General features: G+C 70.7%; 21 protein-coding genes and 1 tRNA gene. 11 read left to right on the top strand and 11 right to left on the bottom strand.

The annotated features are described in order from the left end of the window. Positions 1 to 30 precede the first annotated feature (30 nt). From ACFY10_RS48960 to ACFY10_RS48915, 10 genes are all read right to left on the bottom strand, one after another. Positions 31 to 2,037 carry a beta-galactosidase gene (locus tag ACFY10_RS48960; RefSeq protein ID WP_390671897.1) on the bottom strand — a complete coding sequence of 669 codons (2,007 nt, stop codon included), beginning with the start codon at positions 2,035 to 2,037 and terminating at the stop codon, positions 31 to 33. After that, positions 2,034 to 3,347, bottom strand: coding sequence for a glycoside hydrolase family 36 protein (locus ACFY10_RS48955; RefSeq protein WP_390671896.1), 1,314 nt, complete (start codon positions 3,345 to 3,347; stop codon positions 2,034 to 2,036). The genes ACFY10_RS48960 and ACFY10_RS48955 overlap by 4 nt, the downstream gene beginning before the upstream one ends. Before the next feature lie 38 nt (positions 3,348 to 3,385). Then, on the bottom strand, positions 3,386 to 4,276 hold the full coding sequence (locus ACFY10_RS48950) for a carbohydrate ABC transporter permease (protein ID WP_390671895.1): 891 nt from the start codon (positions 4,274 to 4,276) through the stop codon (positions 3,386 to 3,388). Beyond that, a complete protein-coding gene (locus ACFY10_RS48945; RefSeq protein ID WP_390671894.1) occupies positions 4,273 to 5,253 on the bottom strand; it encodes a carbohydrate ABC transporter permease in 981 nt (326 codons plus the stop codon). The genes ACFY10_RS48950 and ACFY10_RS48945 overlap by 4 nt, the downstream gene beginning before the upstream one ends. Next, positions 5,250 to 6,563 (bottom strand): ABC transporter substrate-binding protein, encoded by a 1,314-nt coding sequence (locus ACFY10_RS48940; protein WP_390671893.1) that lies wholly within the window; start codon positions 6,561 to 6,563, stop codon positions 5,250 to 5,252. The genes ACFY10_RS48945 and ACFY10_RS48940 overlap by 4 nt, the downstream gene beginning before the upstream one ends. A 240-nt stretch (positions 6,564 to 6,803) precedes the next feature. Continuing rightward, positions 6,804 to 8,540, bottom strand: coding sequence for a copper resistance CopC/CopD family protein (locus ACFY10_RS48935; protein ID WP_390671892.1), 1,737 nt, complete (start codon positions 8,538 to 8,540; stop codon positions 6,804 to 6,806). Positions 8,541 to 9,166: 626 nt separating this feature from the next. Beyond that, positions 9,167 to 9,928 carry an SDR family NAD(P)-dependent oxidoreductase gene (locus ACFY10_RS48930; RefSeq protein WP_390671891.1) on the bottom strand — a complete coding sequence of 254 codons (762 nt, stop codon included), beginning with the start codon at positions 9,926 to 9,928 and terminating at the stop codon, positions 9,167 to 9,169. Further along, on the bottom strand, positions 9,925 to 10,392 hold the full coding sequence (locus ACFY10_RS48925; protein WP_390671890.1) for a cupin domain-containing protein: 468 nt from the start codon (positions 10,390 to 10,392) through the stop codon (positions 9,925 to 9,927). Before ACFY10_RS48925 ends, ACFY10_RS48930 begins: the two co-directional genes overlap by 4 nt. Continuing rightward, positions 10,389 to 10,982 (bottom strand): GNAT family N-acetyltransferase, encoded by a 594-nt coding sequence (locus tag ACFY10_RS48920; RefSeq protein ID WP_390671889.1) that lies wholly within the window; start codon positions 10,980 to 10,982, stop codon positions 10,389 to 10,391. The genes ACFY10_RS48925 and ACFY10_RS48920 overlap by 4 nt, the downstream gene beginning before the upstream one ends. Beyond that, entirely contained in the window at positions 10,975 to 13,059 is a 2,085-nt protein-coding gene (locus tag ACFY10_RS48915) for a penicillin acylase family protein (RefSeq protein WP_390671888.1), read from the bottom strand. The genes ACFY10_RS48920 and ACFY10_RS48915 overlap by 8 nt, the downstream gene beginning before the upstream one ends. Positions 13,060 to 13,192: 133 nt before the next feature. Here ACFY10_RS48915 and ACFY10_RS48910 point away from each other — a divergent pair, with 133 nt between their 5' ends. The 6 genes from ACFY10_RS48910 (at position 13,193) to ACFY10_RS48885 (ending at position 16,395) form a co-directional block, all read left to right on the top strand. After that, positions 13,193 to 13,786: an HhH-GPD-type base excision DNA repair protein gene (locus tag ACFY10_RS48910; RefSeq protein WP_390671887.1), complete on the top strand. Its 594-nt coding sequence runs from the start codon at positions 13,193 to 13,195 to the stop codon at positions 13,784 to 13,786. Positions 13,787 to 13,846: 60 nt separating this feature from the next. Then, the gene (locus ACFY10_RS48905) at positions 13,847 to 14,512 is read left to right on the top strand and encodes an HdeD family acid-resistance protein (RefSeq protein ID WP_390671886.1); all 666 of its coding nucleotides are present in this window, start codon (positions 13,847 to 13,849) and stop codon (positions 14,510 to 14,512) included. A gap of 81 nt (positions 14,513 to 14,593) precedes the next feature. Continuing rightward, entirely contained in the window at positions 14,594 to 14,908 is a 315-nt protein-coding gene (locus tag ACFY10_RS48900) for a hypothetical protein (protein ID WP_390671885.1), read from the top strand. Positions 14,909 to 14,969: 61 nt separating this feature from the next. Further along, positions 14,970 to 15,092, top strand: a complete 123-nt coding sequence (locus ACFY10_RS48895) for a hypothetical protein (protein WP_390671884.1) — start codon at positions 14,970 to 14,972, stop codon at positions 15,090 to 15,092. Positions 15,093 to 15,348: 256 nt separating this feature from the next. Continuing rightward, a complete protein-coding gene (locus tag ACFY10_RS48890) occupies positions 15,349 to 15,645 on the top strand; it encodes a type II toxin-antitoxin system VapB family antitoxin (RefSeq protein ID WP_003999914.1) in 297 nt (98 codons plus the stop codon). Between the two features lie 111 nt (positions 15,646 to 15,756). Further along, positions 15,757 to 16,395 carry a LytR C-terminal domain-containing protein gene (locus tag ACFY10_RS48885; RefSeq protein ID WP_390671883.1) on the top strand — a complete coding sequence of 213 codons (639 nt, stop codon included), beginning with the start codon at positions 15,757 to 15,759 and terminating at the stop codon, positions 16,393 to 16,395. 97 nt (positions 16,396 to 16,492) lie between these two features. Here the strand turns inward: ACFY10_RS48885 and upp are convergent, their stop codons facing one another. Next, the gene (upp, locus tag ACFY10_RS48880) at positions 16,493 to 17,128 is read right to left on the bottom strand and encodes a uracil phosphoribosyltransferase (RefSeq protein WP_390671882.1); all 636 of its coding nucleotides are present in this window, start codon (positions 17,126 to 17,128) and stop codon (positions 16,493 to 16,495) included. Between the two features lie 95 nt (positions 17,129 to 17,223). On the opposite strand from upp, the gene ACFY10_RS48875 reads away from it, so the two are divergent. From ACFY10_RS48875 to ACFY10_RS48855, 5 genes are all read left to right on the top strand, one after another. After that, positions 17,224 to 17,418: a hypothetical protein gene (locus ACFY10_RS48875; RefSeq protein WP_181922396.1), complete on the top strand. Its 195-nt coding sequence runs from the start codon at positions 17,224 to 17,226 to the stop codon at positions 17,416 to 17,418. Positions 17,419 to 17,658: 240 nt separating this feature from the next. After that, a complete protein-coding gene (locus tag ACFY10_RS48870; protein ID WP_390671881.1) occupies positions 17,659 to 18,186 on the top strand; it encodes a hypothetical protein in 528 nt (175 codons plus the stop codon). 56 nt (positions 18,187 to 18,242) lie between these two features. Beyond that, a complete protein-coding gene (gene tadA, locus ACFY10_RS48865) occupies positions 18,243 to 18,668 on the top strand; it encodes a tRNA adenosine(34) deaminase TadA (protein WP_232655054.1) in 426 nt (141 codons plus the stop codon). Positions 18,669 to 18,740: 72 nt separating this feature from the next. Further along, a tRNA-Ser gene (locus tag ACFY10_RS48860) sits at positions 18,741 to 18,825 on the top strand. An 83-nt stretch (positions 18,826 to 18,908) separates the two neighbouring features. Then, on the top strand, positions 18,909 to 19,085 hold the full coding sequence (locus ACFY10_RS48855; RefSeq protein ID WP_030938603.1) for a hypothetical protein: 177 nt from the start codon (positions 18,909 to 18,911) through the stop codon (positions 19,083 to 19,085). Positions 19,086 to 19,092: the final 7 nt, after the last annotated feature.

Genomic DNA, 19,092 nt, shown 5'->3' with positions numbered 1-19,092 from the left:
ATCAAGCCTGGACGCGCGGGCAGCACCGCATCACTGCCCGCGCGGCTCCCGCACCACCGCCACCTCCCCCGCAGGCACGGTCACCGTCCCCGGTACCGGCTTGCCCGTGAGGAGTTCCGTCGCCCCGGGTGCGACCGCGACCTCGGTGGCCCGGTCGGTGTGGTTGATCAGGAAGAGGTAGTCGGCGTCGGGACCCCGCCGCAGGGCCGCTTCCACGCCCGGCGCGGTCGTGCGGACGGGGTCGACGCCGGATTCCGTGCGGATGCGGTCCAGCAGGCCGGCCAGGGTCGTCGGGTCGGGCTGGGTCGCCAGGTACCAGGCGGTGCCCGCGCCGTGGGCGTTGCGGGTGACCGCCGGGACTCCTGTCAGCGGGCCGTCCGTGTACGAGGCCACCGCTTCCGCGCCCTCCAGCCGTACCCGCTCCGACCACAGGACGCCCGTCCCGCCGTCGCTCAACCCCACCGACTCCCCCGGCAGCAGCGGGAACAGCTCGTCCGTCCGCACGCCCAGGGCCTCCCGGAACGCACCCGGGTAACCGCCCAGCCGTACATGGCAGTTGGCGTCCACCATCCCGCTGTGGAAGCCGACGGCGAGTGTGCCGCCCTGCTCGGCGAACGCCGTGAGGTTCGCGGCACCCTCGTCGTCGACCAGGTAGAGAGAAGGCGCAAGAACCAGGCGGTACGGCGACAGGTCCGCGTCCGGGCGTACGAAGTCCACCGCGACGCCCGCCCGCCACAAGGGCTCGTACCAGGCCCTCACCAGGTCCTGGAAGTGCAGTTCGCCGCTCGGTTGCGAGGGCAGTTCCAGCGCCCAGCGGGCGTTCCAGTCCCAGGCGACGGCCACCTGCGCCGGGGTGGTGCTGCCGCGCACCTCCGCCAACGCCCGCAGGTCCGCGCCCAGTTGCACCACGTCCTGCCAGATCCGGCTGTCGGTGCCCGCGTGCGGCAGCATCGCCGAGTGCCACTGCTCGGCGCCCGCCTTCGCCGCCCGCCACTGGAAGTAGGCGATGCCGTCGGCGCCGCGCGCCACATGGCCGAGGGCGTTGCGGCGCAACTCCCCCGCCGTCTTGGCCCGGTTGACCGGCTGCCAGTTCACCGCACCCGTCGAGTGCTCCATCAGGAGCCACGGGCCGCCGGCCAGCGAGCGGACCAGATCGCCGCTGAGGGCGATGTCGATCTGCGACTCCGGGTCGGCGGACTGGAGGTAGTGGTCGTTGGAGACGATGTCCAGCTGCGGGGCCCAGCGCCAGTAGTCGAGGGCGTCGAAGTTGTACATCACCATGAAGTTGGTGGTGGCGGGGGTCGCGGGGGCTGCCGCCCGCAGGACGTCCCGCTCCGCCTCGTACAGGGACAGCAGTGCGTCGCTGCAGAAGCGGCGCCAGTCCAGCTGGTGGGTCGGGTTCGGGACCGCGCCGGTCGCGCGCGGGGGCAGGATCTGGTCCCAGTCGTAGTACCACTGGCTCCAGAAGGTCGTTCCCCAGGCGTGGTTGAGCGCGTCCAGGCTCGCGTACCTGTCCTGGAGCCAGACGCGGAACGCCTCCGCGCTGGTGTCGCAGTGGCACTCCGCGTTGTGGCAGCCGTACTCGTTGTGGACGTGCCACATCACGACCGCCGGGTGGTCGGCGTAGCGGCGGGCCAGTTCGCCCGTGATCCGCAGGGCCGCCTCGCGGTAGGCCGGGCTGGACGGGCAGAACGTCTGGCGGCTGCCGTACGACAGTCGCCGGCCGTCCTTGTCCACCGGCAGCGCTTCCGGGTGCTGCACGAAGAACCAGGCCGGCGGGGCCGCCGTCGGGGTCGCGAGGTCGGCGGCGATCCCGTGGGCGTGCAGCATGTCGAGGATGCGGTCGAGGCGCGAGAAGTCGTACGCGCCCTCGGACGGTTCGAGCAGCGCCCAGGAGAAGATGTTGACGCTGACCATGGTGACCCCGGCCTCGGCCATCAGGCGCATGTCCTCGGCCCAGACCTCCTCGGGCCACTGCTCGGGGTTGTAGTCGCCGCCGTATGCGATGCCCGGGACGTTCAGGGCGCGGGCGGTCATCGGTCAACTCCTGAGAGAAGACGGCGAGTTGTCTGCACGCCCCACTCGTCGAGCGACAACAGGCGGTCGCTGGACGCCATCAGGCCGCCGGTCGCCTCCACGTGTGCGGCCCAGCGCTCCCGTGTCTCCACGGCCGGGCGGGCCATCAGGCAGTCGGGGTCGTTGACCCAGAGCCGGCCGTGCTGCCACTGGCGTCCGGCGCCGGTGAACTCGGCCGGGTCCTGGCCGGGTTGGCTGTAGTCGTCGGCCTCGGGGCGGCGGTGCGGGGCCGTGTCGGGGCTGACGCGCATCGCGTCGAACAGGCCGATGGAGGGCAGGATCGGCGCGCCGCAGCCCAGGAGGTAGGCCTCCGGGCCGATCGCCTCGCGGATCAGCTCGATGCCCTCGCGGTACGCGGTGAGGGCGTCGACTTCCTTGTGCCGTACGCCTTCCAGGGCGCCCGCGTACAGGAAGTCGACCTTGAAGTAGTCGTAGCCCTCGGTGCGGAGGGTGCGGAAGACCTCGGTCAGATACGCCGCCGCCTCGGGGTGCGTGGTGTCCAGTACGCGCAGGTCGTGGCCCCAGTTGCGGCCGGCGTGGGTGAAGCCGCCGGCGGTGTCGCGGACCAGCCAGTCGGGGTGCTCGGTGGCCAGGTCACTCGCCGGGTCGACCAGGAAGGGGGCGGTCCAGATGCCGGCCCTGCGGCCGCGGGCCCGGATGGCGTCCGCGATGCCCTGGCGGGAGCGGAAGCGGCCGGAGAGGGTGAGCCAGTCGCCGAGGGCCTTCTGGTAGCCGTCGTCGATCTGTACGACGTCGACGGGCAGGTCGAGGGTGTCCATCGCGCGGAGGTTCTCGTGGATGTCGTCCTCGGTGACGGCGGTGAAGTACTCGTACCAGGAGCACCAGACGGTCGGGGCCGGGCGCGGGGCCCCGACACCGAGTCCGGAGGCCCAGTCGGCCAGCACCGACTGGATGTCCGTGCCGGTCCACTCCTTCACCGGGCCGTCCGCGCCGACCTCCGCCCGGCCGTCCGTCACGGTGAGGCGGATCGACGGGACCTCACGGGTGGGCTCGGCTGCCGCCCACAGCCGGGCCGGTGAGCCGTCGCCCGGGTCGAGGGCCAGCAGACCCTCGCCCTGGAAGGTCCCTTCCGGAGCGGTGACGCCCGGGCGGTAGCAGACGGTCGCCCAGTTGTCGTTGGTCGGCCGGTACGGCGTCGCGTCGAGGGCGTAGGCGCCGCTGGGGCTCCAGGACTGCCAGCCCTCCTCGTGGACACGGGCGTTGGCCGGGTCCACGAGGACTGAGGCGACCGGCGTGAAGGCGTGGGGCACGGTGGTTCTCTTTCAAGGAGCTTTCAAAGAAGGGACTGTCAGCCCTTGTTGGCGCCGAGCGTCAGACCGCTGACGAACTGCCGCTGCAGCACGAAGTAGACGATCAGGGTCGGGATCGCGGTGAGCAGGGCGCCCGCGGCGACCAGGTTGGGGTCGGTGAAGTACTGACCGGAGAGGTTGTTCAGGGCCGAGGTGATCGGCATGTTCTCGCCGGTCGAGATCAACACGATCGCCCAGAAGAAATCGTTGTAGATCCAGATGGAGAGCAGGGTGGCCAGGGCCGCCATCGCCGGCTTGCACAGCGGCAGCACGATCTGCCAGTACATCCGCCACACCGAGGCGCCGTCGACCAGGGCGGCCTCGGTCAGCTCGTGCGGCAGCATCCGCATGTAGTTGCTCAGCACGAAGGCGCAGAAGCCGGACTGGAACGCCACGTGGATGAGGACCAGGCCGAGCGCGGAGTCGTACAGCTTGCCGGACACGGTGATGCCGGGCAGGTCGATCAGCAGGTACATCCGGTACAGCGGGGTGATGATGACCTGCTGCGGCAGCAGGTTGCCGGCCGTGAAGACGAGCAGCAGGAAGATGTTCAGCCGGAAGTCGAAGCGGCTGACGTAGAACGCGACCATCGACGACAGCAGCAGCGTGATCAGCACGGCCGGGACCGCGATGATCAGCGTGTTGCCGAAGTAGTGCATCATGTCCGACTGCTCGAACGCGTTCTTGAAGTTGTCGAAGTTCAGCGTGTCCGGCCAGGACACGTACCCCTTGGTGCTGGTCTCCGAGTACGGGCGCAGGGCCGCGAACACGGCCCACAGCAGCGGGGCGAGCCAGGCCAGCGCGGTGACCACCAGGAAGGTGTGCAGCAGGATCCGGGCGGGCCGGACGGGCGTGCGCTGCTTGCCGAGCGCCGCGGCGTTGGTGCTCATGCGCGCCGCTCCTTCCGGAAGGTCGCGATCAGGTACGGGATGATGACCGCGAGGGAGATGACCAGCAGGACGACGGCGATCGCGGAGCCGTAACCGATCCGGCTGGACTCGCCGATGATGTTGTTGGTGATCAGGATCGACAGCAGCTCGGTGCCCTGGGCGCCCTTGTTGAAGACGAAGACCAGGTCGAAGGCGCGCAGTGCCTCGATGATGGTGACGACCAGGACGACCGTGTTGGTCGGGCGCAGGGTGGGGAAGATGACGTTCTTGAACGTCTGCCACTCGTTGGCGCCGTCCAGCGAGGAGGCCTCGCGCAGGGACGGGTCGACGCCCTTCAGGCCGGCCAGGTACAGGATCATCATGTAGCCGGTGTGCCGCCAGGACGCGGCGATCAGAACCGCCCACAGGTTGAGGTGCGGGTTGCCGATCCAGTCGATGTAGTGGCCGGGCTTGTTGGCCCCGATCAGGCTGTTGATCAGGCCGGTGTCGGGGTTGTAGACCAGCTGCCAGACAAAGCCGGTCACCGCCAGCGAGACGACGACCGGGAGGAAGAACGCGGTCTGGTAGACCCGGCTGAAGCGGATCTTCTTGTCCAGCTGGACGGCCAGGAACAGGCCCATCGGCGTCGGGATCAGGATGAGCACGACGAACCAGATGATGTTGTGCTCGACGGCGGGCCAGAACTGCGGGTTGTCGGTGAACAACTGCTTGAAGTTGTCCAGGCCGACCCACTTGATGGAGTCGAAGCCGATGCCGTCCCAGCTGGTGAAGGCCAGGGCGATCGAGGCGAGGGCGGTGACCCAGACAAGGGCCACGTGCAGGACCGTGGGCACGCCGGCCATGAAGCCGAGCGTGATGCGGTCACGGCGGGTCAGCAGGCGCTTGTGGCCCTGCGGGACCCGCTTCTTGACAGGCGCGGGCCCCGGAGACGGCACGGCGGCCGCCTCCGGGGTCTTCGTGGGGGTCTCGGAGCTCATGAGGACGCGAAGATCGTCTTCTTCTGGCGCTCGATCGAGGACAGCAGGCTGTCGACGCCCTTGGGGTTCTGGAGGAACTTCTGCAGACCGGGCTGCATCACCGTGGAGGTGAAGTCCGGCCGGGAGTCGCGGTCCATGAACTGGGTCAGGGACTTGGCGCCCGAGATCATGTCGTACGCCTTCTTCTGCAGCGGGGTGTACGACGAGGTGTCGGCCTTGCTGGAGGCGGCCACCACGCTGGAGTCGGCCTTGAGGTAGATGGCCTCGGCCTCCGGAGTGCCCAGGAACTCGAGGAGCTTGGTGACACCCGCCTTGTTCTTCGGGGCCTTGGAGACCATGAAGCCGTCGGTGGGCGCCTCGACCGTGTCCTGGCCGTACGCGGAGTTGATCTCCGGGAAGGCGAAGAAGTCGAGGTCGTCGAGGTCGGCCTTGTTGGTGAACTGCTGGGCCACGAACGAGCCCAGCAGGTACATGCCGGCCTTCTTCGACACCAGGGTCTGGGCGGCGTCCTGCCAGGTGCGGCCCATGAAGCCGTCCTGGTGATACGGCAGCAGCTCGGCCCAGTGGTCGAAGACCGCCTTGACCTTGGCGTCGGTCCAGGACGCCTTGCCGCCCATCAGCTCGACGTGGAAGTCGTAGCCGTTGAGCCGGAAGTTGATCTGGTCGAAGGTGCCCATCGCCGGCCAGGCGTCCTTGTCGCCGAACGCGATCGGGACCAGCCCGTCCTTCTTCATCTGCTTGCAGAGGGCGACCAACTGGTCCCAGGTGGTGGGGACCTGGTAGCCGTGCTGCTTGAAGACGCTCTTGCGGTAGAAGATCGCCCACGGGTACGTGTACAGCGGCACGAAGTAGTACTTGCCGTCCTCGCCCTTGGACAGCTTCTTCATCGCGTCGGGGAAGTTGTCGCCGATCTTCGCCCACACGTCGTCGATCGGCGAGGCCAGCTTCTTCGCCGCGAAGAACTGCATGCGGTAGCCCGCGAACCAGTTGAACACGTCGTCCGGCGTGCCCTGCAGATACGAGTTGATCTGCTCCTGGAAGGTGTTGTGGTCCTTGGTGTTCACGTCGACCGTGATCCCGGACTGCTTCTTGTAGGCCGCGTAGATCTCGGCGAACGCCTTCTTCGGCACCGCGTCCGAGGCGTTGGAACCGAGGCTGACGGTCTTCGGGTCGGACGAGCCGCCACTGCTGCCGCACGCGGACAGCAGGGGTATGCCCGCACCTGCGAGCAGGGCTGCGCCACCCACGCCGCGCAGCAGACCGCGACGGCTGGGGGAGGGGAGAGAGAGACCCGAGGGTGAGAGGTCCATGTACGGCTCCTGAGGGCAGGGGTTCGGCCACAACTACGCCACGTCGAAAAAAGTCGAAACCGACCAGAAATCAACTCGACCGAACATCGTGGCGCTTATATCAGCCCTATGTCCGGTCATGCGTCAAGAGCCGACGGGGACCTTTGTGGAAACGTGACCGATACGTTCGTGATCATTTTCGTCCGGATGATCGAACGACGCTGCCCGGAGTTGAGAGTAATTGCCGGTTTCGTGTCGCCGCTAGGCGGAGATGCGGACCGACTTCGTCACACTGACCTGGTCGATCTCGGAGGTCCTGACCGTGGCCTTCATGGTCCAGGTCCCGGCGATGGGGAGCGTGAGGGAATTCGTGCCCCAGTAGCCGCCCTGGTCGGTCAGTTTCGCGTCGAGCGGGCCGATCTTCTGCGCGGGCAGGGTGAGAGAGAGCCGGAGCTCCGGAACGGTGACGATGCCGCCGTCGGGCCCGAAGACGACCGCCTGCACGGTGTTGTCGCCGACCCGGCCCGGGTCGAGCGTGATCTGCACCTTGCCGCGCGCGCGGCCGACCTGGAACGGGATCGTCGTCACCGACGCGGCGGGCAGCCCGCCGGCCGTCGCGGGCGCCTGCGCCGCCTCGGCGGCCGCGCGCCCCGGCAGCGTGCTGCTGAGCACGGTCGTGATCACCAGCACCACGACACCGACGGCGACTTCGGCGAGCACACTGCGGCGCAGACTGCGACGGCTCGCTCCCCCGGCGGCCGCGGCGGCCGGCTCCTGCGGAGCGCTCGCGGGCGGCCCGCCGACCGGCTCCGGCACCCGTTCCCGTACGGCCGTCTCGGCGTCCGCCGTCAGCAGCCGTACCGTCCAGCGCCGCGAGAGCCCGGCCGCTGTCAGCAGCAGCACCACCGCGGCCAGCTTGACGACCAGCAGGCGCCCGTACGTGGTCTCCGTGAGCGCGCTCCAGGAGCCGAGGCCCCGCCAGGACTGGTAGACGCCGGTGACGACCAGGACGGCCACGGAGGCGAAGGCGATCCGGGAGAACCGGGCCACGGCGGCCGGGGGCACCTCACTGCGGTGGAGCAGGATCAGCAGCGCCGTGAGGCCGCCCAGCCAGACCGCCATGGCCAGCAGGTGCAGCACCGAGGACGCCATCGCCACCGGCACCTGGATGCCCGCCGAGGCGTGCTCGGAGGCGGCCCAGGTGAGCGCGAGGGCCACGGCGAGGGCGGTGCCTGCGGCGAGCAGGGGGCGCGGCCAGGCGTCGCGTTTGCGCAGTCGTACGGCGAACGCGGCGGCGGTCAGCAGCAGGGCGAGCCGGGCCAGCAGGGCCAGCCCCGGGCGGCCCGTCAGGGTGCGGGTGAAGGCGGAGGCGTCGAAGGCGGTCGCCGGGCCCGTGCCGGTCTCGTACGGGGCGCGCAGCGCCAGCAGGGCCAGGGTCGACCCCAACAGGACCCACCAGCCCGCCACCAGCGGCTTCCGGAGCGGTCCGCGGTCGGCAGGGCGGCACAGGGCGACGAAGGCGGCCGTACCGATGACCAGAGCCACCGCCAGGTACGCCAGGTAGCGGGCGATGTTGTAGAGGGCGGCGGTCGCCGGGTTCTCGACCGGCCCGGTGTCCACCGGAGCGACCGTCGCGGAGGCTTTGCCGACAGAGAAGGTGAACGCGCCCCCCACCGGGTGGCTGTCCGCCGAGACGACCCGCCAGGCCACCACGTACGTGCCCTTGGCGAGCTTCGCGGGCAGGGTCACGCTCGCCGTGTCGGAACGGCCCTTCGCGTGCTCGGCCTCGCCGATGTGCACGCGCCGGTTGTCGGGGTCCAGGACGCGGAAGGAGTCGTCGAGCAGGCCGACGGACTCCGTGAAGGTCAGGGTGATGTGGCGGGGGGCCGACTTGAGGACGGCTGCGTCCTCGGGGTCGGTGGACTTGAGTGCTGCGTGGGCAGCCGCTGTTCCGGCGCCGCCGAGGACGAGCAGGCCCAGCAAGGCGCCCAGCAGCACCAGCCCTTGAACTCCCCGGTGCCCGCGGAGCCCTCGCCGCCCCCTGTCTTCACCGTCACACCGCACGCCACTCTCCGTCTCGGGCCCTACCGCCTTCCGGATAGGTACGCATACGAGCCGCCGAGCGCTCACCACACCGACCGGGCCGACACCCCTCCATCCACGACCAGATCGCGCCCCGTCACCCAGGACACCAGCCACCAGGCCGACAACACACCCATCCCCCCACGACCTCCAGCCGCCCAGGACCGCCGCCCCCGAACAAAAACGCCCGCAAGCCACCCCGCTCACCACCCCGGCCAAGCCGACACCCCTCCATCCACGACCAGATCGCGCCCCGTCACCCACGACGCCAGCCACCAGGCCGACAACACACCCGTCCCCCCACGACCTCCAGCCGCCCCAGGACCGCCGCCCCAGGACCGCCGCCCCCGAACAAAAACGGCCGCAAACCGCCCCCGCTCACCACACCGACCGGGCCGACACCCCTCCATCCACGACCAGATCGCGCCCCGTCACCCACGACGCCAGCCGCAAGGCCGTCGACAACACACCCGTCCCCCCACGTCCCCCAGCCGCCCCAGGACCGCCGCCCCCGAACAAAAACGGCCGCAAGCCGCCACCGCTCACCACCCCGGCCGGGCCGACACCCCTCCGTCCACGACCAGGTCGTGTCCCGTCACCCAGGACGCCAGTCGCGAGGCCAGGAAGACGCATGCGTCCCCCACGTCCTCCGGCCGCCCGAGGCGCCCGAGCGGGGCCGCCGCCTGCCACCTCTGCACCCCGTCAGGCCAGGCCTCCGCCAGCCCCTCCCGGTCGATCAGGCCGGGCGAGACGGTGTTGACGCGGATGCCGTACGGCCCGTACTCCAGGGCCGCCGAACGCGCATGCATCACGACGGCCGCCTTGGCGGAGCTGTAGTGGGCGTGCAGCGGAGCAGGCCGGCGCGCCTCGATCGACGCGATGTGGGTCACGGAACCTCCGCCGCCGCGCTCCCGCATGACCTCCGCGGCGGCCTGCGTGCATGCGAAGACGCTCGACACGTTGGCGTCCACGACGGCCCGCCACTCGGCCGCCGTCATGCCGGGCAGTGCCCGGGTCGGCTGCACGCCCGCGTTGTTGACCAGCGCGGTCAGCCCGCCGCCCCACTCGGCCGCCTCACCGACCACCCGCCGGCACACGTCCTCGTCGGTCAGGTCGCCCTGCAGGACGACGGCCCGCCGGCCCAGCTCCTCGATCCGTGCGGCCACTGCCCGCGCCGCCTCCACCGCCGTACGGCAGTGCACGGCGACCGCCGCGCCCTCCTCGGCGAAGCGCAGCGCGATGCCCCGGCCGATACCGCCGCTCGCACCCGTGACCAGGGCGACCTGTCCCTCCAGCAATTTCATGGACGGCACAGTTCCGCAATCCGGTCGGCCTCGGCCGGGTACCGCGCCGTGAGCTCGGCCGCATCCCCGTGCTCGTAGCCCTCGTAGGTGAACCCGGGCGCCATCGTGCACCCGAAGAGCGTCCACGCGCCGACGGTCCGCCCGCCCATCCAGGTACCGGCGGGAACGGTCAACTGGAGGTGCTGGCCGCCCAGGACGTCCGGTCCGAGCACCGCCGTACTCGACGTCCCGTCCGCAGCGAGGAGCAGCAGCTCCAGCGGATCGCCCAGATAGAAGTGCCAGATCTCGTCGGTGGGCAGGCGGTGCAGGGCCGAGTAGTCGTCCGGCGTCAGCAGGGCGACTATGGCGGTGCCCTCCGGCCGGCCGTCGGCCCGTTCGGGGCCCGCCCAGGTCTGGCGGAACAGGCCGCCCTCGCGCGGGATGGGTTCCAGTCCGTAGTGCGCGACGAGGTCCTCAGGAGTCATTCGGGGAAGGCTACCTCCCGGCGCAGAAAGGCCAGTTGGGCCTTCTTCTCGGGCAGATACACGTCCGGGATGTCGATCTCGGGGAGCACGACCACCGGACCGGCCTCGAAACCCTGCCGCAGGAAACGGGCGGTCGCCTTCTCGTTGCGCACATCGGGATCGACCACGATCCGGCGCCGGTCCAGGCCCTTCAGTACGTACGACGTGATGACGCCGAAGAGCGCCGCCGACCAGCCCGGCCGCGCGCCGTCCGGACCGGCGGGCGCGAGCAGGACATGGACGCCGATGTCGCCGCCCCGCACCTCGTAGCACTCGCTGACGCGGTCGGCCGCCGGCTCGTACGTCTGGAGCAGTGCGGCCGGTGTGCCGTCCTTGAGCAGCAGGAAGGCGTGATGGGTGTCGAGGGTGTCCAGGTGGGCGTAGATCTCGGCCACCTGGTCCCGGGTGAGGCCGTTCATGCCCCAGAGGGCCGCGCGCTCCTCGGCGACCCAGCGGTGGACGGCTTCCGCGTCGGCGCGCGGGTCGAGGGGACGGATACGGACGGTGCCGAAACCGTCGACGGTCTCCTCGTGGACGTACCCGTCAGTCATGGGTCTCCTTCTCCAGGCGGGCGAAGTCGGTGACGACCGGGACGAGATCTCCCTTGAGCCACAAGGGGAGTTGGTCGTCGTGGTGGAGCGAGCCCGGGACACCGGACGCGCCGAGCGGGACGACCCAGCGGCTGTCCTCGCGGCGGGCCAGGTCCCACACATAGCGGGCGGCCGGCCCGCGCGCGGCCAGATCCGTCAGCCCGGGCACGGCGGAGGTGCACAGCACGCAGTCGTGGTCACCGGACAGACCCGGCCCGTCGTACGGCGTCCCGGCGAGCGCCCGCCAGGGGGCGAGGCGGTGGGTGTCCCCCCAGGTGCCGGCGGGCGGCTCGGCGGCCACCTCCTCCAGGGCCGTCCGCACGACGTCCGCGCGGTCGACGCCGTACAACTCCTCGGCACGCAGCAGGTGTTCGAGGGCGAAGCCGATGCGCGGGAGCAGGGCGAGCCAGGGGAGGAAGACCTCGGGGTAGGCGGGCGGAGTGGAGAGTGCGGCGAAGGCAGGGTGTGCCGCGAGGTGGCGTACGACCGCGCCGCGCACCGCCGCGTAGACGGCCGCGTCGGTGCTGCTCGCGTCCATGCGGCGGTCCCAGTCGAGGAGACGGTCGCGCAGGGCGGCGGCCTCGGGGGAGAGGTCTTCGAGGGCGGCCAGGCGGTCCAACAGGGGTGCGGCGGAGCCGAGATGGGTGTCCGTGTGGATCGCCGGCATGTCGCCGGGCGACCAGTGCTCCCGCTGCGCCAGGAGCGCGGCGATCCGGTCGGCGCGGTGGGGCGGGGCGAACTCGACGCCGAGCGGGGTCGCGAGGCCGCGCTGGTTGGCCATCACCGCGACGGAGTCGGTGAGTTCGGCGGCTCGCGGCATCTCGTGCCAGCCCTGCCACTCGTGACCGGGTTGCCAGGCCGGGACCAGCCGGCGGCGGTTGGCCTCGGCGCGCACCGGCACCCGCCCCGCGACGCGGTGCAGCAGGCCGCCCTCGGTGTCGGCGGCCTGGACGACGTTGACGGGTTCGGCCCACAGGTCCACGGCGCGGTCCACGTCGGCGGCCCGGCGGGACCGCAGGAGGGGGAGGAGGGCGCTGAAGCCGAGGTCGCCGGTGACGCGGGGCGGGTAGCGGAGGCTGACCGCGACCGGAAGCGTGCCGGGCACGCCCTCCTCCAGCCCTTCGGGGCCGCCGATGACCACCGGCCCCCGTTCCGTCTCGATCACCTCGGCCTCGACCGGTTCCTCGCCGGCCACCTCGACGGTCTCCGTGTGCCGGGACGCCCGCCGCCACACGCCGTCCGGGCCGAGGGCCTCCACCCCCGCGCCGGTACGCCGCAGCCGCTCCCGGTACAGGTCCTGGTAGTCGGCCATCGCGTTGGTGATCGCCCAGGCGACCGTGCCGGTGTGGCCGAAGTGGGCGAGGCCGGGGACGCCGGGCACGGCGAGGCCGACGACGTCGAACTCCGGGCAGCAGAGGTGGATCTGCTGGTAGACGCCGGGGTCCTCGATGAAGCGGTGCGGGTCGCCCGCGATGACGGCGTGACCGGTCGTGGTCCGGGCCCCGCCGACCAGCCAGCCGTTGCTGCCGGAGCTGCCGGGCCCGTCGGCGGCGAACAGGCCGACGGCCTCCTCGCCCAGGTGCGCCGCGGCCTCCTCGCGCCACAGCTTGGCGGGGAACCCGGCGAACAGGATGTGCGTGGCGAGCCAGATGCCGAGCGGGGTCCAGGGCTCCCAGCGGCCGGGGTTGAGACCGACGCGGCTGAACTCCGGGGCCGTGGGGCCGCTTTCCAGGCCGTCGTTGACCCCGTCGACGTACGCCCGTATCCAGTCCGCCGTCTCGGGGTCCCGTTCCTCCAGGGCCGCCCAGCAGCGCCGGGCGGTGTCGTCGAGGCGGGCGCGCCGGGCGAACAGGTCCCAGTGCAGGGCCTCGGTGCCGAGGAAGGACGCCGAGGTGCCCTGCGCGCGATGCCGCCCGTCCTCGAGCTGCCAGGCGCGGTCGCGGGCGGTCACCAGGCCCTGGGCGCGGGCGAGTTCGCGGGCGCTGCCGGCGCGCAGGTGCGGGATGCCCCACTCGTCGCGGTGGATCTCGATCGTCACCCTGTGTGCCCCTTACTGCACTTCAGGCCAGTGCGCTTTAGGTTAGCCTTGCCTAAATTAGTTGTGGAGGGATCGTACGCCCTGCTCGGCCCTCATCTGGAGCTCTGCCCCGCCCCGAGGCATGATCGGGGTCATGGACGTCACCCTGCATCTCGCCCAGGACCCCGAGGCCGACGAGCTCCTGGGACGCTCCCCGCTCGCCGCGCTCACCGGGATGCTGCTGGACCAGCAGGTCCCGATGGAGTGGGCGTTCAAGGGCCCCCGCACGATCGCGGACCGGCTCGGCACCGACGACCTGGACGCGCACGAGATCGCCGTGATGGATCCGGAGGCATTCGCCGCGCTCCTGTCCGAGAAGCCGGCCGTGCACCGCTACCCGGGGTCCATGGCCAAGCGCGTCCAGCAGCTGTGCCAGTACCTCGTCGAGCACTACGACGGCAACGCCGAGCTCGTCTGGAAGGGCGTGGCCGACGGGCGGGAGCTCCTGAAACGGCTGCAGGACCTGCCCGGCTTCGGCAAGCAGAAGGCGCAGATCTTCCTGGCCCTGCTGGGCAAGCAGCTCGGCGTACGGCCCAAGGGCTGGCGGGAGGCCGCGGGCGGATACGGCGAGGCGAACTGCCATCGCTCCGTCGCCGACATCGAGGGACCCGAGTCGCTGGCCAAGGTCCGGGCGCACAAGCAGGAGATGAAGGCGGCCGCGAAGGCCGCGAAGGCCGCCGGGAAATAGCCGTCAGCCGACCGGCTCCCAGGGGTGGCGCCGCGCCCGCTGCCGGTCCGAGCATGGAGCATGACCGAGCCATCGAGCGGCTCCTCCCGGGGCCCGCAGTACGACGACCGCAAGGTCCACGCTGCCGGACGCGCTTCGGGCCCGCAGGAGCCCGAGCCACCCTTCGAAGGTCCCCTGCACGCCCTCTCCCGCGCCGCCTGGCAGGTCGTCCTGATCACCGGCGTCGCCTCCCTGATCCTCGGCGTCCTGGTCCTGGTCTGGCCGGGCGCCTCCCTGCTCGCGGCCGGCGTCCTGTTCGGCCTCTACCTCCTGATCAGCGGCATCTTCCAGCTGGTCGCCGCGTTCGGCACCCACAAGACCACGGCGCTGCGCGTCCTCGCCTTCATCAGCGGCTCCCTGTCGATCCTGCTGGGCCTGTTCTGCCTGCGCGGCCCGATGCGGTCGATCCTGCTGCTGGCCCTGTGGATCGGCATCGGCTGGCTCATCCGCGGAATCACCCAGACCCTGGCCGCAGCCTCCGACAGCAACATGCCGGCCCGCGGCTGGCAGATCTTCCTCGGGATCGTCACCTTCATCGGCGGAGTCGTGCTGATCGACTCGCCCTTCGAATCGGTCGCCGTCCTCACCCTGGTCGGCGGCATCTGGCTGGTCGCGGTCGGCGTGGTCGAGATCGTCACCGCGATCGGCATCCGGAGCCGTGTCCGGCAGGTGCCGCGCGCCCTCTGAGCCGCGCCGCGTTCGCCCGAACGGGCGGTTCTCGCGCCCGACATGCTGAACGCCGGACACCGCGTGGGCAGATGACCTCCCGTGAGCACCGTACGAAGCCTCCCCCGCGGCCACGCCTGGCTGCGGACGCTCGTCCTGCTGCTCGCCCTGCTGGTACCGGGCACCCACGCGGAGGTGCATGCCGCACCGTCCACGGCCACGGAGATCGTCGAGTTCGACGCCCTGGACGCGGCCCTGCGGCCACCCGCCGACGCCCTGTGCCGAACCGTCGCGGCCCTGCGCGCCACTCCCCTCCCGGCCCCGGCACCCGGCACCCCGGCGGACCACCCGCTCCCCGCCCCGCCCCGGCCGCCGCACGCCCTGAACGCCCTGCGCTCCGTGGTCCTGCGCTGCTGACAGATCCCGGCTCCCCGGAAAAGTCCGTCAGTCACCACGCAAGGAACCAGGGAACACAGCCATGCCCACCGACCCGTACGCGGTCCTGCGCGCCCTGCTGCGCGCGGAAGCCGCACGCAACGCGCCGAAACAGAACCTGAAGCAGCCGGAACCCAAGCAGCCCCAGAAGGAACGGGACCGCTGACCCCGCCGGCGGAGGCGAACGTCCCCCGTGGACCCACCGCCTCCGCCGGGCCGTCGGCTCCTTGTGTGCCCCGACTCTCTGTCCACAGCCTGTGCGTAACGCCCATTCAGCGGGCGGCCGGTCCGGTGAAGGCGCGCCCGGAAGCGGCGCCCCTTGCCCCCCTTTCCACGTTTACGACGATTTGCAACTTCTTTTCCAGCGCCGCACTCCGTCTCCATGGCTGCGCCCGGAAGGTCTTGACCGGTAGGCTTTCCGTGTGATCTTCAAGCGCATCGGAAACGGCCGGCCGTACCCCGACCACGGCCGGGAAAGCACCCGGCAGTGGGCGGACGTCGCGCCGCGCCCGGTCCGCCTCGATCAGCTCGTCACCACCAAGGGACAGCTCGACCTGGAGACCCTCCTGGCCGAGGACTCGACCTTCTACGGCGACCTGTTCGCACACGTCGTCAAGTGGCAGGGCGACCTGTATCTCGAGGACGGCCTCCACCGCGCGGTGCGGGCCGCGCTGCAGCAGCGCCAGGTGCTGCACGCACGCGTGCTCGAACTGGACTGACCCGCGCCCCCAACGGCCTGCCGGTAAAGGCTTGGCCCTTTCGGGTTCACCTGTGCGGCCTCGAATGATCATCTAGTAGGCATCGCCGCCCGGGCGCACTACGCTGCGCTCATGAGCATGCTGACTCCCCCGGGCATGGGCGGCAAGTACCGGATCACGGGGGACAAATACCCACGGATGCGCAGGCGCCGGCGCGGCAGGCTCGGGATCGCCCTGGTGGCCTCCGTCGCCGCGCTCGGCCTGGTCGGCTGGGGCACGCTGCAGCTCATCGACCTCTTCACCGGCGGCGGCGAGAAGGCCTCGGCGGCCGGTCCCAAGGCGGACTGCACGGCCAAGGCGAGCCCGTCGGCCGGCCCCAAGAAGGCCGCCCTCCCCAAACCCGGCGCGATCACGGTCAACGTCTACAACGCCACGTCCCGCAGCGGTCTGGCCAAGAGCACGGCGGACGAGCTGAAGAAGCGCGGCTTCAAGATCGGCGACGTCGGCAACGCGTCCAAGGACTTCGACAAGAAGGTCAAGGGCACCGGGGTGCTGCTGGGCCCGTCGTCCGCCCTGAACACCTCCATGCCGGTCCTCGCCACCCAGCTCACCACCGCCGAGAAGCGCACCGACACCCGCAAGGGCACCGACGTCGACCTGATCATCGGCACGGCCTTCAAGGACCTCACAAACAAGGCGGACGCCGACAAGGCGCTGGCCGCACTGGCCAACCCCCAGCCGACGCCCACGTCCAAGAAGAAGGCCTGCTGAGAAGCGCCCCGTCAGGGGCGCGGGGAACTGCGCGACAAGCCACACACAACCTGCAGCCGCCGAACAACCGCATCCCTACGGTGCCAAGGCGAAAGCTCTACTCAGCCGCCCCGTAGAGGCGATCCCCGGCATCCCCCAGCCCCGGCACGATGTACCCGTGTTCGTTGAGCCGCTCATCGACGGCCGCCGTCACCACGGTCACCGGCGTACCCGCCAGCTCCCGCTCCATGACCTCGACGCCCTCGGGCGCAGCGAGCAGCACCACCGCGGTCACATCGTCCGCGCCGCGCTTGATCAGTTCCTGGATCGCCGCGACCAGCGTGCCGCCGGTGGCCAGCATCGGGTCGAGGACGTACACCTGGCGGCCGGAGAGGTCCTCCGGCATGCGGGAGGCGTACGTGGACGCCTGCAGCGTCTCCTCGTTGCGGATCATGCCGAGGAAGCCCACCTCGGCGGTCGGCAGCAGCCGGACCATGCCGTCCAGCATGCCGAGGCCGGCCCGCAGGATCGGCACCACCAGCGGGCGGGGGTGGGAGAGCTTGACGCCGGTGGTGGAGGTGACCGGGGTCGTGATGTCGACCGCCTCGGTGCGCACGTCGCGCGTGGCCTCGTAGGCGAGCAGGGTGACCAGCTCGTCGGCGAGACGGCGGAAGGTCGCGGAGTCGGTGCGCTGGTCGCGCAGCGTGGTGAGCTTGTGGGCGACCAGAGGGTGGTCGACGACGTGGAGACGCATGCCCTAACAGTAACCGCGCCCCCGTAACGCTTGCGCTGGCATCAAACCGCCCATCAGAGGGAAAGTGGGAGGACGGACCGGGGGGTGGTGTGTCTATGCCTGACCTGCCTGAGCGCGAAGCCCGAGAGGACTCGCCGTCGGCCGAGACCGACGCCGAGCGCCGGCGCCGCAGGGCCCAGTTCCTGCGTGACCTCGCCGAAGCCCGTGAGCTGCGGGACCGTGTCCAGCCCAGGCGCGCCAAGACCGCACGCCTGCGCCACGCCATGCGCATGCGCACCTTCCGCTGGTAGCTCCGGCCCGACTCGGGACGCGCGTAAGGGCAACCCGTTGCGTGCACACACCGATCGCCGCGTACGATCCCGCTCGTGGTCGATCAAAACGGGCGGACACAGGGTGCCGAAGACGTCCCCTGAACGCCTTGTTTCTGCCACGATTCCGAGTGGGTGGGGCTCGGAGCACAGCTCTCCCCGCCCTGAACCCCGCCGGGGGGACCTCCAACCGGCACGCCTAAGACCAGTGGGAGAGTCACGGTGTACTTCGCCGCACTGCTCGCGCGCACCGAAGACGGGTGGGAAGCGAGCGACACAGAGCTCGACGATGTGGAAACCCTGTCGGATCTTGCCGACCTCGCCCGGGAAGCCTCGACCGAGGACGACACGGTGCTCGTACTGATCGAGCAGGAAGAAACGTGGTTCGGCGTCGTCCGTATCGACGGCGAGGACGACCCTCGTATCTACGTCTCGGACGCCGCCGCCGCTGCCCGCAGCAGCTACGGCGAGATCCTGCTCACCGACGAACTGCTCGGAAGGGAGCCCGGCGACGACGACGCCGACCTGGACTCCCTCGACCTCGACGGCACAGAGGACGGTGAGGACGAGGACGACGGCGACGAGGACACGCCGTCCGCCGAGTCCGTGCCGCACAGCCCCGTCGGCGACGTCGAGATCCTCGACGACCTCGGTGTCAGCGCGAAGGAGCTGCGCTCCCTGGACGAGGACGCCCTGAACGCGATCGCCGAGGCCCTGGGCGCCTCGGAGGTCCTGGAGACCGTCCGCTGACCTCGGCGACGAAACACGGCACCCCCGACCCGGTACGCGACCGCTGGCGGGCCGCTATGCGGCTCGCCCTGGACGAGGCCGGGCGGGCCGGCGCCGATGTGCCCGTGGGTGCCGTCGTACTGGCCTCGGACGGTACGACCGTGCTCGGGGCCGGGCACAACGAGCGCGAGGCCACCGGTGATCCGACGGCGCATGCCGAGGTTCTCGCGATCCGCCGGGCCGCAGCCGACCTCGGGGAGTGGCGGCTGTCCGGCTGCACGCTCGTCGTCACGCTGGAGCCCTGCACGATGTGCGCGGGTGCGCTCGTGCAGTCCCGCGTGGACCGTGTCGTCTACGGAGCCCGCGACGAGAAGGCCGGCGCGGCCGGCTCCCTCTGGGACGTCGTACGCGACCGACGGCTCAACCACCGCCCCGAGGTGATCGAGGGCGTACTCGCCGACGACTGCGCACGAATCCTCACCGAATTCTTCCGCTCCCGCTGAAGACCGGCCCCTGAACACCGTCCCCGAATACCGATTTCAGAGCACTGCCCGGCGTGCTGTAAGGTCTCCCTCGGTAGCGTGTCCGAGCGGCCGAAGGAGCTCGCCTCGAAAGCGAGTGTGGCGCAAGTCACCGAGGGTTCAAATCCCTCCGCTACCGCTTTGTGAAGGGCCCCGTCGAGAGACGGGGCCCTTCGTGCGATCATGTGCGGTCGTTGGGCAACAGTCACTGGGGAGGCCGCAATGGCGGTGAATGCCAAGAAGATCGCCGTCTATGTGCTCGTGGTCTTCGCGCTGTACATCATCATCACGGACCCGGCCAAGGCGGCCGACTACGTCCAGATAGGGTTCGAGGGCATATCGGACGCCGCCAAGGCGATAGGCGACTTCTTCACCTGGCTCGCCAACGGCGCCCACTAGGACCGGC

Source organism: Streptomyces sp. NPDC001401, assembly GCF_042895385.1.
Taxonomy (GTDB): Bacteria; Actinomycetota; Actinomycetes; order Streptomycetales; family Streptomycetaceae; genus Streptomyces.
The sequence above is the reverse complement of the archived record's forward strand: the minus strand, read 5'-3'. Positions and strand labels throughout refer to the sequence as shown.

What these genes read in the sequence shown, in the direction of transcription:
- upp (WP_390671882.1), bottom strand. Translation starts at nt 17,128, where the DNA reads ATGCGTCTCCACGTCGTCGACCACCCTCTGGTCGCCCACAAGCTCACC.
- ACFY10_RS48940 (WP_390671893.1), bottom strand. Translation starts at nt 6,563, where the DNA reads ATGGACCTCTCACCCTCGGGTCTCTCTCTCCCCTCCCCCAGCCGTCGC.
- ACFY10_RS48895 (WP_390671884.1), top strand. Translation starts at nt 14,970, where the DNA reads ATGCCCACCGACCCGTACGCGGTCCTGCGCGCCCTGCTGCGCGCGGAA.
- ACFY10_RS48920 (WP_390671889.1), bottom strand. Translation starts at nt 10,982, where the DNA reads ATGACTGACGGGTACGTCCACGAGGAGACCGTCGACGGTTTCGGCACC.
- ACFY10_RS48925 (WP_390671890.1), bottom strand. Translation starts at nt 10,392, where the DNA reads ATGACTCCTGAGGACCTCGTCGCGCACTACGGACTGGAACCCATCCCG.
- ACFY10_RS48950 (WP_390671895.1), bottom strand. Translation starts at nt 4,276, where the DNA reads ATGAGCACCAACGCCGCGGCGCTCGGCAAGCAGCGCACGCCCGTCCGG.
- ACFY10_RS48960 (WP_390671897.1), bottom strand. Translation starts at nt 2,037, where the DNA reads ATGACCGCCCGCGCCCTGAACGTCCCGGGCATCGCATACGGCGGCGAC.
- ACFY10_RS48885 (WP_390671883.1), top strand. Translation starts at nt 15,757, where the DNA reads ATGAGCATGCTGACTCCCCCGGGCATGGGCGGCAAGTACCGGATCACG.
- ACFY10_RS48875 (WP_181922396.1), top strand. Translation starts at nt 17,224, where the DNA reads ATGCCTGACCTGCCTGAGCGCGAAGCCCGAGAGGACTCGCCGTCGGCC.
- ACFY10_RS48930 (WP_390671891.1), bottom strand. Translation starts at nt 9,928, where the DNA reads ATGAAATTGCTGGAGGGACAGGTCGCCCTGGTCACGGGTGCGAGCGGC.
- tadA (WP_232655054.1), top strand. Translation starts at nt 18,243, where the DNA reads ATGCGGCTCGCCCTGGACGAGGCCGGGCGGGCCGGCGCCGATGTGCCC.
- ACFY10_RS48910 (WP_390671887.1), top strand. Translation starts at nt 13,193, where the DNA reads ATGGACGTCACCCTGCATCTCGCCCAGGACCCCGAGGCCGACGAGCTC.
- ACFY10_RS48855 (WP_030938603.1), top strand. Translation starts at nt 18,909, where the DNA reads ATGGCGGTGAATGCCAAGAAGATCGCCGTCTATGTGCTCGTGGTCTTC.
- ACFY10_RS48945 (WP_390671894.1), bottom strand. Translation starts at nt 5,253, where the DNA reads ATGAGCTCCGAGACCCCCACGAAGACCCCGGAGGCGGCCGCCGTGCCG.
- ACFY10_RS48905 (WP_390671886.1), top strand. Translation starts at nt 13,847, where the DNA reads ATGACCGAGCCATCGAGCGGCTCCTCCCGGGGCCCGCAGTACGACGAC.